Origin of the sequence: Pontibacter saemangeumensis, assembly GCF_039541895.1 — a bacterium.
Lineage (GTDB): Bacteria > Bacteroidota > Bacteroidia > Cytophagales > Hymenobacteraceae > Pontibacter > Pontibacter saemangeumensis.
This window is the reverse complement of record NZ_BAABHC010000006.1, coordinates 110,229-125,365: the sequence shown is the minus strand read 5'-3', so window position 1 is coordinate 125,365 and position 15,137 is coordinate 110,229. Positions and strand designations below refer to the sequence as shown.

Genomic DNA, 15,137 nt, shown 5'->3' with positions numbered 1-15,137 from the left:
CAAATGCCAACAAAAATTTTGAGTTTTAACGGCACATTCTTAAAAAATCCGCATTTACCTGACCATACAGCCTATGTTTTGATATGCTTTCAGGCATTTTCCCTATCCTTCCTTTACCTGAACCAAACCGATGTTGGGGGCTTAGCTTGTATATGCCCCTCAGTACCTCGCCCCGTTACAGTTTATCTGCCCCTGCGCCGCATCTTGTCTGCCGGGATATACCATCTTCGGAATGGCTCCGCTATATTTGCACCTGAGCAAAGCCCTGGGGGTAAAATCCCCTGTTGATCTGCTTGCCTTCGCAGTTACCGCACGGTCTGCCAATACACACAGTTTGGGCGTTGGCCTGCATGATGCGGGTTTTATATATAAGATGAGGATGACGCTTGCCAAAGCTTGCAAAGATTTTGATGCGCTTACGCCGCAGGAGCTATATGCGTTGCTCCGGTTGCGGAGCGAGGTGTTTGTGGTGGAGCAAAACTGCATATTCCAGGACCTCGACAACAAGGACCAGAAGTGCCACCACGTGCTGCTCTACGATGCTGCCGGAGCGCTGGTGGCCTATGCGCGGCTGGTGCCTCCTGGCGTATCGTACCCTTCCGAGATGTCGATCGGGAGGATTATCACGCGGATGCAGGTCAGGGGAACCGGGGTCGGGAAACAGCTGCTGGACATGGCCATTGACGCCTGCCACGACCTGTATGGCAACGGCCCGATAAAGATTGGCGCGCAGCTCTACGCCCGGAAATTCTACGAGTCATTCGGTTTCGTGCAGTCCGGGGAGGTATATGATGAGGACGGGATCGACCACATCGAAATGACCAAACCAGCACCGGCATCTTCTCACACCGCTATAAACCTCCCCTCCCATGGCTGATCAAGCACAACCTGACTCCGGGATTTTACTGGAACTGGTGAAACACCGCATGCCTTTCGGCAAGTACAAAGACACCCTCCTCTGCGACCTGCCGGTATCTTACCTCGAGTGGTTTCAGCGGGAAGGTTTCCCGGCGGGAAAACTGGGCATGCAACTGGCCACACTCTACGAAATCAAAATAAACGGCCTGACCTACCTGCTGGAGCCCCTGAAAAAGCGCCGCCATTAAAGTGCCGCTTAACTTCATAAAAGCGCGTGACTTAAATGATTGTCGTCCAATGCGCGGCAAACGACAGCGGTGAAACAACAAAGGCAGAACAGCCGGCGCAAGCGCCGGCTGTTCTGCCTTAAAATGTGCCGAGGCTATATATAACCCGCTTTCTACAAATTCATCTTCTTCATTTCCTTAACGGCATAATCCACGGCGCGGGCCGTGAAGGCCATATAGGTCAGGGACGGGTTTTGGGTGGAGGTGGAGGTCATGGAGGCACCGTCCGTCACAAACACGTTGTTGCAGGCGTGCAACTGGTTCCACTTGTTCAGCAGCGACGTCTTCGGGTCGTTGCCCATGCGCACGCCGCCCATCTCGTGTATATCCAAGCCAGGTGCCTGTTTCGAGTCTTTTGCCTGGATATTCGTGAAGCCCGCGTTGGCGAACATCTCTGTCATCTGCTCGATATAGTCCTGCGTCATTTTCTCATCGTTCGCATCATAGTCGATGGAGATCTTGAGCTGCGGCATACCGTACGGGTCAGTCTTTGATTTGTCCAGGGCCACGTAATTGCTCTCTTTCGGGATGGTCTCGCCCATCATATGCGAGCCAACCGACCAACCGCCCAGCGAAGGGTTCAGCAGGCTGTTTTTCAGGTCCGCGCCTAAGCCATCCTGGTTCGTGACGTTGTTGCGTCGGGCATTGAAACCGGCTGCGTAGCCCCTCAGGAAGCCCGTCTCCTGCTTGTACACATTCCGGAAGCGCGGGATATAGGGGCTGTTCGGCCGGCGTCCGTCCGTGGTGGAGTCGAGGTGGCCGTCGTAGTCGGCAGACACGCGGGCGCGGTAGTTATGGAAAGCAACGTACTTGCCCATCAGCCCGTTGTCGTTGCCGAGGCCGTTCGGGAAGCGGCTGGAGGTCGAGTTCAGCAAAATCAGGTTAGTGTTCAGCGCCGCGGCATTCACAAAAATAATCTTGGCATAAAACTCCATCTCCTCTTTGGTGTTGGCGTCTATCGCGCGTACGCCGGTCGCCTTGCCCTTCGCCTCGTCATATATAAGCGAGTGCACCACCGAGTCGGGGCGCAGGGTCATGAGACCCGTTTTTGCCGCCCACGGGATGGTGGAGGCATTGCTGCTGAAGTAGCCGCCAAACGGGCAACCGCGCTCACAGATGGTGCGGTGCTGGCACTTGGCGCGGCCCTGCTCCAGGTGGATAGGCTGCGGCGCCGTGATGTGCGCGGCGCGGCCCATGATCACCTGGCGGTCTTTGTACTTGCTGGCTACCTGCTTCTGGAAAAAGCTTTCCACGCAGTTCATCTCATGCGGTGGCAGAAACTCCCCGTCCGGCAGTTGCGGCACGCCGTCCTTGTTGCCGGAGATGCCCGCAAATTTCTCCACGTAGCTGTACCAAGGCGCGATGTCGGCGTAGCGGATCGGCCAGTCCACGGCAAAGCCGTCGCGGGCCGGGCCCTCAAAGTCGAAATCGCTCCAGCGCTGCGTCTGCCGCGCCCAAAGCAGCGATTTCCCGCCCACCTGGTAACCGCGTATCCAGTCGAAAGGCTTTTCCTGCACGTAAGGGTGCTCCGCGTCCTTCACAAAAAAGTGCTCGGTGCCTTCGTAAAACGCATAGCATTTGCTAATGATGGGGTTCTGGTTTTTTACCTCGAGCGGCAACTGCCCCCGGTGCTCAAACTCCCACGGGTTTTTGGTGGTAGTGGGATAGTCTTTTATATGCTTCACCTCCTTGCCCCGCTCCAGCACAAGGGTTTTGAGGCCGTACCCGGTCAGCTCTTTTGCCGCCCAGCCTCCGCTGATGCCGGAACCGATCACGATGGCATCATAGGTCATGTCTTTTACCGCGTCTACCGCTAAATTCGCCATGTTGTCTTAAGAAAGGGTTATAGAATCAACAGGTACGCAGCCATAGTAATGGCCGGGCACTGCTTCATAATGGGTTAGGTTCATCATCACGTACTCCGAGTTCATGTAGCCGCGCACGGTCAGCCCCTTCACCAGCTTGTAAAACTCCTGCGCGGCGGTATCGCCCGACTGCTCCATGGCGCGCAGCAGCGCAATGCGCTCTTCTGTGCTGCAGGCTTTGAACACCTTGCCATGCTGTTGTTTCGCCTTCGCCTTCAGCGCCTGCAGTCCTTTTACCAGGTTCTCCTGCGCTTCCTTTTCGTAGCAGTCGGTCACCATTTTCTGGACGAACAGGTGCACGTTCAGGTCCCTGGCACCGGGGGTGTCGGTGGCCGGGATAATGGTATCCACCACCTGCGCCAACAGGTCTTCCTGGCTCGGCGACAGAAATGCCTCCAGGTCCTGTGCCGTTGCTTTCTTGCTGCTCAGGTCGCAGCCCGGCAGAAGCACCAGGCCGGAAACGGCCAAAGCCATATTTCGAATCACTACTCGTCTGTTCATTCGGGCAATCTGCTTATTTTGATGATCTGTTATTTACTTTATATAATGTCAGCGCCAAGGTATAGGGAACCCTAAAACGCGCTGATTTCTAAGATTGGTAATCCTCTTCGGAGGCAGCGTCGTCCTTAATGATGCAAACGGGCAAAAGCTTGTTACTCTACCAGCAAAAGAATCAGCGCTTGATGCCGCCTGCAACTGCCAACTCTGCTCCTCCATTTCTAGCGTTCCGCGACTTGATTATCTAAGATTTCAACCTTCTGAAAAGTTCCTTTCACATTTGGCAACATATTACTAAAATTTTCCAACGGAGCCAAATGACACTGGCTGACGCCTCCATGAAAGCTGGCATGATGCGCTATTGCGGCGGCAGATCGGCGGGTGCAAAGCATCGCATCAAGATCACACCAATGCTGAGAAAGTATTTCTAATGCATTGCTTTGATATAGCCCTCTGAAGAAGTTTCGCTCCCTATATAGATCCAGAGAACACTTCCTTTTTTGAGCACTCAAAGCTCAGTTGGCCCTGACCGCCTTTCGAGCAGAAAGCAGAGGATAGCTGATCTTGAACAGAAGATTTTTTGGTGAGCTGAACAAAGAGCAAGAGTAGCAGGAAAGGAGAACACGCTTTGCCGGAAAATTATATTTGATGGAGTTATCAGGATGGCTATCACAACTATAATTGGGTCCGTTAAGGTATAAATACCCTCTGAAATCCACTTCCTATATCCTTATTTTAAATAAAAATACGTCAATATTTTTATTTAAGTATATAACGTATTAATTATATATACGTGACATGTTAATTCATTTTTGACTCTATCTGATATGTTTTTATACTATTTGCATAGCCATAAAAACTACCTCCAGCAGCAGGAAAGGCCCACCTACGGCAAAATTTTCCTAAAAAAGCTTTAGTATTTAATATACGTTATATGTAATATTGCTTCATACCAACACAAATTTTAAGAGTAGCAAAAACACAGGATAAATTAACAGGAAATATTGCCATTTGGTAAATGCTATAAAAAGTAGCAATAGGAAATCTATTGCCTTCTAAAAAGGAATTCAGGAATGAATCCAGCATTACCTACAAAAAAGCAAAAAATGACATTTTTTGTACAGGAACTTTATTGCCAAAAAAATACAATTCAGCACTATTTTATTCAGAAAATCATATACCCCTTTAACCTAAATTATTATATGAAAAACTTTTACTTTATCAATTCTACCCTCTTACGGGCACAACCTGCCATAGTTGCCTCCAGCATCCGATGTGGCAGCCTGAAAAAACAAACAATACTTCTGGTGTTCGGTCTGCTCCTGCTGAGTTTTGGCAGCTATGGGCAGGATGCTGCTCTATCTGTTACTTTTCAGTCTGCGAACAATGGCCCCTGGAGTACAGTAGGAACCTGGGTATATAGAAATGCGGTTGGGAACGGCACCACAGTTGCAACAAGACTCCCAAGCGCGACCGATAACGTTCAAATCATGCAAGGCCACACCGTTACGGTCAATAGTGAAGGCGCCACTTGCAATACGCTTGTCATAGAAGCAGGTAAAACAGGTAATGATCCGACCGGTGGTCAAATTGAGATCGGGAATACGGGAGTTGGGAAACTAAGCCTGACCGATTTAAAATTTGAAATTGCGAATGGAACTCCAAAGCAGCGGGCCGCATTGAAGATGGGTGCCACAGGATACCTAGCAGTTTCGGGAGGCATATCAAAAATCAGCAGTGTTGGTCAGAATCAAACCGATAATACCGCTGATCATACCAAGATACATTACAGTTTTAACACCGCAAGCACTATTGAGTATAGAGGTACTTCGGCTCAAACTTTATTCAATTTCTATCCCATAGCAGGTAACACAGAATCTGCAGCCTCTACTGCATATGCTAATTTGATTCTGGGCGGATCAGGTGTAAAAACACCGGCCGCCGGACTTAGCATCAGGGGCAACCTGAATATCAAAAGTGGTTCGACTTTTAATGCCGGAAGCTTCACCCACACTGTCTCCGGTAACTGGACAAACGCTGGCACCTTCACCGGCAGCACCTCCACTGTGGTGATGAACGGGGCAGTCAATGCGGATGGTTCTTCCAAAACGATCTCCACAGTGAGCACAAGTTCAGTAACAAACGCGTTTAACAACCTCACCATCAGCAACGGATCCAAGAAGTTACTGAGCAATGTCTATGTAAAAGGAATTTTGGATCTCGATAATATTTCAACTACTGAGAACAAGTTACTTACTGATGCTTACAGAGTAGATTTCAGTACAACTGGTTCCTTAGCCAGAAGTGAGACCGCAACCCAATATATTGTGGGAAAGGTTGCCGCTGATCGCACAATCAGTAACGGATCTACTGGAACCTCAGTGGCGGAGCTTTTTGGAAACATAGGCATCCGCTTTACGACTTCCTCCACTGCTCCTAATGTTCCTATAACCGTGGTCCGCATCACAGGTGAAAACGAGCAGTTTGAAGGAAAGCAAAGTGCATCGCGTTTATTTGATATAACAGCTGGCACTTTGGCCGAAATTCCTAATCTGGTGGTAGAGTTGAGTTTCCTGCAGCATGAGTTAGTGGAATCCATAGAGAAGTATGCTGTCTACCGCAAAGATATCAAAGGTGACTGGTTTTTAAGAGAATCGGCGCCCTATACAAATGATAACGCCACCCTGAGCTACAGGTATAGCTTGTCGAATGTAAGTGAGTTGGGGAGGTACACGATCGCTGCCCCTCCAACCATCCTCCCCGTAGAACTTGCCTGGTTTAAGGCACAGCGCCAGGGACAAGGTGTACTGCTATCCTGGGAGACTGCCTCTGAAAAAGAGAATAAAGGCTTTAACGTGCAGGTATCAACAGACGGTAAAAGATTCAGCGACCTGGCTTTTGTAGAGAGCAAAGTAGTCAACTCCGCTGTGAAGCAGCGCTACAGCTATACCGACAACTCGACACTCGCCTCCGGCACCCGCTATTACCGCCTTGCACAGGTAGACCTGGATGGCACTACTACTTACTCTAATATTAAGGCAGTAAGCCTGGAGGCTGGTCCAGTGGCGGTGAAAGCTTACCCGAACCCGTTCGCTGAAGGCCAGCAGGTTGCCGTGCAGTTAGCACCCGGTACGGATCGGCAGGTTAGCCTCGTGCTGACAAACGCTATGGGACAGGTAGTCATGCAGCAGCAGGCGCAGGTAGAGGAAGGTTATTTTAACCTGGCAGTGGACGTAACGGCAGCCAAAGCAACCGGCATGTACTTTCTTAGTGTAGTCGATGGTGGCAGCAAGCATACCTTCAGGCTCATCAAGCGCTAAAATACCATTCATATATCTTAATACAAGCGGCCCACATGCAGATGTGGGCCGCTTGTATTTTTGCTCCTCTGTAGTTTCAAAAGGACCTTGATACCGCCATCACCTGCATACGGAGCTGTACGACAGCACCTGCCCCTCCACGGAGGGGAATCTTCAGTTCTGTAAAAGGCATGGCGCATGAACCAACGGATATGGGTATAAAATCTCTGCTGCCTCTCTACTTATGGTCCTTCGAGCATATCCTGGAGCGGCTCTTTGAAGTATGAGGGTATATGGAAATACGCGATAAATACTATGCCGTCAACGGGATACAACTGCACGTAGCCGAGGCAGGGGCGCCAGAGGGTGAAGTGATCCTGTTCCTGCACGGGTTTCCGGAGTTCTGGTACGGCTGGCGCAGGCAAATCGAATTTTTCGCTTCCACAGGCTACCGTGTACTGGCGCCCGACCAGCGCGGGTACAACAGCAGCAGCAAACCTCGTCGTGTGAAAGCTTATAAAATGACAGCGTTAACTGCCGATATAGCTGACCTTATTCAGCAGGTCGTCCAAAAGAAAGTATACCTGGTGGGGCACGATTGGGGAGGCGCGGTGGCCTGGGCGGTGGCACAACATTATCCGCACCTGCTGGAAAAGCTCGTTATCCTGAACATGCCGCACCTGGAGGTGATGCAACACCACCTCAGGACAAACCCAAAGCAACTCCGCAAGAGTTGGTACATGGGCTTCTTTCAACTCCCGATGCTTCCGGAAATCGTCAGCAAGACTTTTAACTTCAAAGTACTAGAGAAGAGCATGACGGCATCGGCCAGGCCCGGCACTTTCTCAGAGGCAGAAATAGCCTGCTACAAAGCCGCGTGGCGTCAGCCGGAGGCAATCACGGCGATGCTGAACTGGTACCGCGCCATCAAATACATCTCCATGGACACAAGGCGGGAGGTAACTGTGACAACCTTGATGATCTGGGGCAGGAAAGACGCCTTTTTAAGCCACACAATGGCTCAGCCAAGCATCGAGAAGTGCACCAGGGGCCAGCTCATTTTTTTAGATGACGCCACCCACTGGCTGCACCACGAAAAACCGGACGAGGTAAACGATCTCCTCTATCATTTCATCAGGTAGTGCCGCGAAATTTCAAACACGTGCCTTTCCGAGCTCTTCCAAACGGAGCCGTGTCTCGAACAGCCGCCATGCCGGCTTTACCTGAGTTAATCGGCTTTCTCTACTTTATGCCCGCCAAACTCGTTTCGTAGGGCGGCCACCACTTTACCCGAAAATGTGTCGGACTCGAAAGACCGGTAACGCATCAGCACCGACATGGCGATCACCGGCGTGGCCACCTGCATGTCAAGGGCAGTTTCCAGCGTCCATTTCCCTTCGCCGGACGAGTGCATGATACCTTTGATGCCGGAGAGTTCAGGGTCTTTGCTGAAGGCGTTCTCCACCAACTCCATCAGCCAGCTGCGCACCACCGAGCCATGGTTCCATACACGGGCCACTTCTTTGTAATTAATGTCGTACTCGCTTTTATGCAGCACCTCAAAGCCTTCGGCAATCGCCTGCATCATGCCGTATTCCACGCCATTGTGAATCATCTTCACATAGTGCCCGCTGCCTGGCGCGCCCACATACAGATAGCCTTTCTCCACTGAGACATCCTTGAAAATCTGCTCGCAATAGGCAAAGGCCTGCGGATCTCCGCCGATCATGGTGCAGGCACCGTTCCGGGCACCGTCCAGGCCGCCACTGGTGCCGCAGTCCAGCAGGTAGATACCGGAAGTAGCCAGCTTTTCGGCTCTTGCCACAGAATCCTTGTAGTTCGAGTTGCCGCCGTCGATGATGATATCGCCCTTACTAAGGTGCGGCACGAGCTCGGCGATCACGGCATCCATGGGTGCGCCGGCAGGCACCATCACCCAGACCGCCTTGCGGCCCGAGAGTTTCTGCGCCAGTTCCGGTATGGTATAAGCTGGAGTCACACCGTCTGCCGCAATCGCGTCAATGTTTTCTTTGGCTATGTCGAAGGCTACTACGCCATGGCCATGGTCTTGGAGGTTAAGGGCGAGGTTATAGCCCATTTTCCCTAATCCGATCAGTCCTATTTGCATTTGTTCGTGTTTTATATATAAATCACCCAACCCACAGCCCTTGCTGCGGGAATATTAACTCCTATACGAAGGGCTCCAGCAAGAGCACGCCGATTAATCCCAATACGGAGACAAGCGTCTCCATGATAGACCAGGTGGCTAAAGTTTGCGGAATCGTCAGGTTGAAGTATTCTTTGAACATCCAGAAGCCGGGGTCGTTGACGTGCGAAAACATGAGGCTGCCCGCCCCGATAGACAACACCATCAGCTCCGGGCTCACGCCGGCGCTTGTTACGAGCGGCAACACGATGCCGGCCCCTGTGATGGCCGCAACAGTTGCCGAACCGAGGCTAACCCGCAGCAGCGCCGTAATAAGCCAGGCCAGAAAAAGGGGCGAGTAATTGGTGCCGCTGAGCAGGGCCGTCACCTCGTTCCCGACGCCACTGTCCACCAGAACCTGCTTCAGCGCACCGCCGCCGCCGATGATAAGCAAAATCATGGCGATGCTCGCGATCGAGTCTGTACACACTTTCATCACGGCAGGCATCTTTTTTCCCCTGCTCAGGCCCAGCGTCACAATGGCCACCAGCACCGAGATAAGTAGCGCCATCACCGGATCGCCAATAAACTCAAACAGTTGCCTTACCGGCGACACAGCCGGCAGCACGATGGAAAGCACCGCCGAGGTGGCCATCAGGCCTATCGGCACCAGCGCCGTGAACACGCTGACACCGTAGCCGGGCATGTCGGCCTCAGCCAGCGGCTTCAACACGAAGAGGTTCTGCGGAGGGTCTGTTTTGATTTTAGTGAGGAAGCGCGTGAAAACCGGCCCGGCTATCACAATTGTCGGCACCGCCAGCACCAGGCCATATAGGAGCGTGAGGGTAATGTCGGCGCCGAAAATGACCGCGATGGCGGTTGGCCCCGGGTGCGGCGGAAGAAAGCCGTGCGTGACGGAAAGCGCCGCCGCCGCCGGGATGCCCACATACAACAGCGGCAGCTCCGCAGACACGGCCACGGCAAAAACGAGCGGAATGATTACCACGAAGCCGGCATTGTAAAACATCGGCAGGCCCACGATAAAGCCCGTGAGCACCATGGCCCACTGGATGTTCCGCTTGCCGAAGCGCTGGATCAGGCCATACGTGATGCGCTGCGCCGCCCCACTCTCTGAGAGCAGGTTGCCCAGCATCGCCCCAAATCCCAGGATCAGCACCAGCGACCCCAGGGTGTCGCCTATGCCTTTCTGCAGCGATGCCAGCGCATCTTTCACGGCCATGCCCTCGGCCACCCCGACGCCCAGCGCCACCAGCACCAGCGCAATAAAGGCATTCAACCGGAAGAGGAGCGTTAAAATAAGCAGTGCGATTACACCCAGAAAGACAATGAGGAGCGACATAGTTTATAGGTTTGGAGAAGCAGAAAGTAATCATGGCAAGCAGCCTGCCGCATGCCAAATCATAATATATAGATTTTTTTCTAGAAGGCGGTTTCCGGGGCCATGAAAGTGCTACTCCTTCCGGAAGCCGTCCTTCAGGATAGGGTACAGCGCATCGAACTGGGCGTAGTTCTGCATATATCGTGCGTGCAGCTGCGGATCAGGTACATACGTTTGCTTCACCCGGACCATGTCCTTGGCTTCTTCGAGATCGGAGATAAGGCCCAGGGCATACATGCCCATAATGGCCGCGCCAAAGGCAGACCCCTCATGCGTATCGGTGAGGTGCACTTCTTTGTTGAACACGTCGGCCAGCATCTGCACCCACAGGCTGGAGCGCGAAAAACCGCCGTTGGCATATATAGCCGTCACTGGGCCCACAGTTTGCTCCAGCGCCAGCCCTACACTGTACATGCCGAAGATCACGCCTTCCATCAGCGCCCGCAGAAAATGCTCACGCGTATGGTTATACTCCACGCCGAAGAAGCAAGCCTTTGCCAAGGGATCCCATATGGGCGCCCGCTCCCCCAGCAGGTACGGCAGGAACACCAACCCGTCAGCGCCGGCCGGTACGGCAGCGGCCTTTTTATTGAGCAGATCGTACACGTCCGTCTGCTCCAACAGGGCAGCGGCCGCCTCTGAGGAGTAGAAATTGTCCCGGAACCAGCGCAGCACCACCCCCCCGTTGTTCACGGCACCGCCCAGCACGAAGCGCTCCTCGGTCAGGATATAACTGAAGATCCGCTCCTTTTTATCTGTGGCAGGTTTCTTCGCCATCACCCGGATCGCGCCGCTGGTGCCGATGGTGACCACTGCATCGCCGGGCCTGACCGCGTTGGAACCCAGATTGGCAAGGCACCCGTCGCTTGCCCCAATCACGAAAGGCAGCGTGGCCGGAATGCCCAGCAGGGTGGCGTAAGCAGGCGCCAGATGACGGAACACGTGGTCGGACGGAACCGGCTCCGAAAGCTTATCTGCCGTGATGCCTGCCAACTCCAGGGCATCCGTGTGCCACTCAAAAGAGAAGATGTTAAACAGGCCGGTGGCCGAGGCGATAGAGTAGTCAATTTTATATTCCCCAAATAGCCTGAAGAAGACGTACTCCTTGATGCCGATGAATTTATAGGCGCTCTGGAAGATAAGCGGCTCGTGCTCCCGCAGCCAGCACAGCTTCGGCAGCGGCGACATGGGGTGCAGCGGCGTGCCCGTGTGCAGGTAAACATCGTGCCCGATCACGCTTTCCTTCAGGTCGGCTGCCTGCTCCATGCTGCGCGTATCGGCCCAGATGATGCAGTTGGTGAGTGCCTTCCCCTGTGTGTCAACGGCAATCAGGCTATGCATGGCACTGCTGAAGCAGGCGCCCCCGATGCTGTGGCCCGCGGCGTTCAGTCTGCTGGAAACTGATCGGAAAGCGTCCAGCACCGCCTGCAGCACCACCTCCGGGTCCTGCTCGGCATATGAAGGCTGCGTGCTGATAATGGGGTACTCCACAGCAGCCTGGCAAAGTACGTTACCTGCGCTGTCGAAGGCCACTGCTTTGGTACTCGTCGTACCGATATCCATACCGATTATAGCCTCTTGCTTCATGTGGGGTTCTGGTTCACGTTATATATCGGGGAACGATCACGGGTTATATATACCCGGGCACCAGGGCCGGCAGCTACTCAACCGACTGGGTGCTGCAGGCACTTTCAGGGGTGCCCTTGTTTTCCGCTCATATCCTAAAGTAGCCGGTTTATACGGTGTATAGCAAATATTACAGCACAAAAGCTGTGAATTCGGGCTAAAAAGCACAAAGCCCCGGCGTTCTGCAGGGGCTTTGTCTAAATTTATATATGGCAGAAGCGGTTTATACCACAACGGAGGTGTCTTCTTCTACCTGCAGCTGGCTGGCTTTATACCGTACGTTTCTTTTGCTGACCAGGAGAATAACCAAACCGCCCAGCGCACAGGCCATCATCACGCTGATCATGGGCATGGCGGTGTTGTTATGAAAAATACTGACAGCAGCGGACACCAGCCCTCCCATGGCCATCCTGAAACTCCCCATCAGCGCGGAGGCGCTGCCGGCGTGCTTCGAGAAGGGTGCCAGAGAGAGCGCCGTGGCATTGGGGTTCGTCAGCCCCTGCCCTGTCAGGAAGACGAACATCAGCAAAATAAGGCTGTACATGCCAAACCAGCCATACCACGTCCCTATCACCAGCAGCAAGCCGACGGCCGTCTGATAGAACAAGGTGAAGTTGATGATCTGCTGGCTCGTGAACCGCTTCAGCAGGAAATGGTTCAGCTGCGTTGTCCCGATCATGGCGAAGGCCAGGAAAGCGAAAATCCACCCATACACCTGCTCGCTCACGTGGTACAGGTTCATGAACACATCGGCAGAACCGGCTATATAGGCAAAGGGTGCCGCCGTGGCAATGCCCCCCACCAGCGCGTAAACGAGGAACTGCGGCTGCTTCAGCACGGCCAGGAAGTTCTGCAGCACCGGCTTTGGCCGAAGCGACATCGTGGTGTCCGGCTGCTTGCCTTCCGGCAGCGCAAAATGGATCGCCACCAGGATAAGCGCCGTGATCGCCGCCAGGATAAGGAATACAACGTGCCAGCCGAACGCAGCCGTCACATAGCCACCCACGGTGGGGGCGATCATCGGGGACACGGCGATCACGAGGGTGATGAGGGAGAACACCTGCGCCGTTTTGTTCACAGGGAACAGGTCGCGTACCAGTGCCTGCGCCGCCACCATGCCGGCGCACCCGCCCACGGCCTGCAGAAACCGCATCGCGATCAGCGAATCAACGGACGTGGTGAATGCACACGCCAGTGATGCCAGCAGGTACACAACCAGGCCTGCATAGAGCGGGGTTTTCCGTCCATACCGATCCAGCAGCGGCCCGTAGAGCAACTGCCCGGCAGATATACCCACCAGGTAACTGGTGAGCGACAGCTGCACCTGCGCAATGGATGTGTTCAGATCTTCTGCAATAGCCGGAAAGCCCGGCAGATACATGTCAATGGAAAAAGGACTGATCGTCGCCAGCGATCCCAATATAAGTATGATGATAAAATGCTGTTTTCGCGTCATTAATTCTTCTACTCAAAGTTATAACACTCGTTAACAAAGAGGCCTTCTTTTAGGTTTACCTCAAAGGCAACTTATTTTACAGGCTGCCGCTATAGGGCTATATGCTGGTCATTTATTTAAACTTAAGCAAGGGCATCTCTGAAAATCAGGCGGATGCCAAAGAAGCGACGGTACACTTAATTTTATAGATCGTATCGTTTCTAACACCATCACCAACCTGAGTCGACGCTCACAAAAGTTCAATTGTTATGGAGATCAACATTGTCCACGAAGAGAAGTATCAGCAGTTTACTGTAGCCTTAGGCGAGGAGGAAGCGGAGCTGGCTTATGCCCTCCCTGCGGCGGGAGAGATAAACTTTACGCACACCTTCGTGCCGGAAAACGCGCGGGGGCGTGGTATTGCTAACAAACTTATAAGGGAAGGCTTGCGCTATGCGGAACAAAACGACTTTAAAGTGATGGCCACCTGCCCTATTGTCGCTGCGTTTTTGAGGCAGCACACAGATTACCGGAAACTGTTAGAATAAAAGGAATTATCTTCCGCGAGCAGGTATAGCGGGCGCAACGCACTCATACATGCGCCAACGCACGGCACAACTTTGCCCACCTATTCCCTTTTGAACAGGATAGAGACTATATAGGCGTGGGAAAGCTTAAACCATTACTCAAAATTTGAAGGCTCCGAGCAGCTTTCCTCATCGTTTGTTTTGGGGATCTCAGCGTATTTGTTCTTCAATCGGGAAATACCATTTTCCTCGATCACCTCATCGTCCTTGCTTAGGAGAATCAAGTCCTCCAACAGGCTCAGGTGTGAAATAAACATCCTGTCGACGTAAAGGCCGTCTGCGTAAAACCGGCAGTACATGCGGTCCTGGCTAACGGGGGTAATCGCAATAAAATCACAGGTAGACAACTTCTCCGAAAAATCTATTAACTCATTCATTATTCAACACCATGCTTCTGTGACAAAATACATGTCCTGTTTACTTTACAACAACCCGCTTCATTTTGAAAAAGGCTGTTCCGGTATAAGTACATGTAGTTACTAAAACTCATTTGCTGCAGCTATGTTACAAACACTTACCAATATAAGTATTTATACGTATTTTTCTTAAACGACTTAAAGTATTTCTAAATAACGAAAGAAATATTTAAAACCCCTGCTGCTGCTGATCCAAGGGCATATATAACGAGCTCAACTACGCTTACTGCCCCACCTTCCGCAACTTCTCCTGTGTTAAAATCTGCAGTAACTGCCCGACAAATTTTTCATATTACTTAATTTTTACCGTAAGGTTACAAAACAGGCACTGTCAGGAGATGAATCCTTCCAAATCCATAATGAATTGTTAACCTGTTACAGGTTTAGTCATATATCATATCATATGAGAAAAAGGAAGCTATAACATGGTCATAATGTGCGAAGGCAGCTTTCCGGAGCAGCTTCTTTTCAGTATCACACCAGCATATTCTGCTCCATCTGGTTGCTTATGTTGCCTTACCCGTGGCTCCCGCTCAAAAACGCCAACGGAAACAGAAAGAGGCCACAGTGGCTGCCGCGACCAGGAACACGAATTAGTAAAATTTGTATGGAGGCTACTGAAGGGAAACCCATTGCTGGCAGTAAAGCAAGGGCAGGCAAAGAAGTGAAACTGATAATAGCACACTGCATATCGATTAGGAAACGCAAGGTGTTGCTTCAG

General features: G+C 52.2%; 12 protein-coding genes. 5 read left to right on the top strand and 7 right to left on the bottom strand.

Annotated features, from left to right (window positions below):
• Positions 1 to 232 precede the first annotated feature (232 nt).
• The gene (locus tag ABD920_RS08595) at positions 233 to 877 is read left to right on the top strand and encodes a GNAT family N-acetyltransferase (RefSeq protein WP_345158313.1); all 645 of its coding nucleotides are present in this window, start codon (positions 233 to 235) and stop codon (positions 875 to 877) included.
• A complete protein-coding gene (locus ABD920_RS08590) occupies positions 870 to 1,106 on the top strand; it encodes a DUF3820 family protein (RefSeq protein WP_345158311.1) in 237 nt (78 codons plus the stop codon). Before ABD920_RS08595 ends, ABD920_RS08590 begins: the two co-directional genes overlap by 8 nt.
• 152 nt (positions 1,107 to 1,258) lie before the next feature.
• Here the strand turns inward: ABD920_RS08590 and ABD920_RS08585 are convergent, their stop codons facing one another.
• Positions 1,259 to 2,971, bottom strand: coding sequence for a GMC oxidoreductase (locus ABD920_RS08585; protein WP_345158309.1), 1,713 nt, complete (start codon positions 2,969 to 2,971; stop codon positions 1,259 to 1,261).
• A gap of 6 nt (positions 2,972 to 2,977) precedes the next feature.
• Positions 2,978 to 3,511 carry a gluconate 2-dehydrogenase subunit 3 family protein gene (locus ABD920_RS08580; protein ID WP_345158307.1) on the bottom strand — a complete coding sequence of 178 codons (534 nt, stop codon included), beginning with the start codon at positions 3,509 to 3,511 and terminating at the stop codon, positions 2,978 to 2,980.
• A gap of 1,070 nt (positions 3,512 to 4,581) precedes the next feature.
• Here ABD920_RS08580 and ABD920_RS08575 point away from each other — a divergent pair.
• Together ABD920_RS08575 and ABD920_RS08570 are read left to right on the top strand one after the other, a co-directional pair.
• Positions 4,582 to 6,828 carry a T9SS type A sorting domain-containing protein gene (locus ABD920_RS08575; protein WP_345158305.1) on the top strand — a complete coding sequence of 749 codons (2,247 nt, stop codon included), beginning with the start codon at positions 4,582 to 4,584 and terminating at the stop codon, positions 6,826 to 6,828.
• Positions 6,829 to 7,100: 272 nt separating this feature from the next.
• Positions 7,101 to 7,949: an alpha/beta fold hydrolase gene (locus ABD920_RS08570; protein ID WP_345158304.1), complete on the top strand. Its 849-nt coding sequence runs from the start codon at positions 7,101 to 7,103 to the stop codon at positions 7,947 to 7,949.
• A gap of 86 nt (positions 7,950 to 8,035) precedes the next feature.
• Here ABD920_RS08570 and gnd read toward each other — a convergent pair whose 3' ends face one another.
• The 4 genes from gnd to ABD920_RS08550 all read right to left on the bottom strand — a co-directional run bounded on the left by gnd (position 8,036) and on the right by ABD920_RS08550 (position 13,434).
• The gene (gnd, locus tag ABD920_RS08565; RefSeq protein ID WP_345158302.1) at positions 8,036 to 8,935 is read right to left on the bottom strand and encodes a phosphogluconate dehydrogenase (NAD(+)-dependent, decarboxylating); all 900 of its coding nucleotides are present in this window, start codon (positions 8,933 to 8,935) and stop codon (positions 8,036 to 8,038) included.
• A 61-nt stretch (positions 8,936 to 8,996) separates the two neighbouring features.
• Positions 8,997 to 10,313 (bottom strand): gluconate:H+ symporter, encoded by a 1,317-nt coding sequence (locus ABD920_RS08560; protein ID WP_345158301.1) that lies wholly within the window; start codon positions 10,311 to 10,313, stop codon positions 8,997 to 8,999.
• Between the two features lie 111 nt (positions 10,314 to 10,424).
• The gene (locus tag ABD920_RS08555; protein WP_345158299.1) at positions 10,425 to 11,939 is read right to left on the bottom strand and encodes a gluconokinase; all 1,515 of its coding nucleotides are present in this window, start codon (positions 11,937 to 11,939) and stop codon (positions 10,425 to 10,427) included.
• Between the two features lie 262 nt (positions 11,940 to 12,201).
• Complete coding sequence (locus tag ABD920_RS08550) at positions 12,202 to 13,434, bottom strand: Bcr/CflA family multidrug efflux MFS transporter (protein ID WP_345158297.1); 1,233 nt, start codon at positions 13,432 to 13,434, stop codon at positions 12,202 to 12,204.
• A 248-nt stretch (positions 13,435 to 13,682) separates the two neighbouring features.
• On the opposite strand from ABD920_RS08550, the gene ABD920_RS08545 reads away from it, so the two are divergent.
• Positions 13,683 to 13,961, top strand: coding sequence for a GNAT family N-acetyltransferase (locus ABD920_RS08545; RefSeq protein ID WP_345158295.1), 279 nt, complete (start codon positions 13,683 to 13,685; stop codon positions 13,959 to 13,961).
• A gap of 134 nt (positions 13,962 to 14,095) precedes the next feature.
• Here ABD920_RS08545 and ABD920_RS08540 read toward each other — a convergent pair whose 3' ends face one another.
• On the bottom strand, positions 14,096 to 14,377 hold the full coding sequence (locus ABD920_RS08540; protein WP_345158294.1) for a hypothetical protein: 282 nt from the start codon (positions 14,375 to 14,377) through the stop codon (positions 14,096 to 14,098).
• Between the last annotated feature and the right edge of the window lie 760 nt (positions 14,378 to 15,137).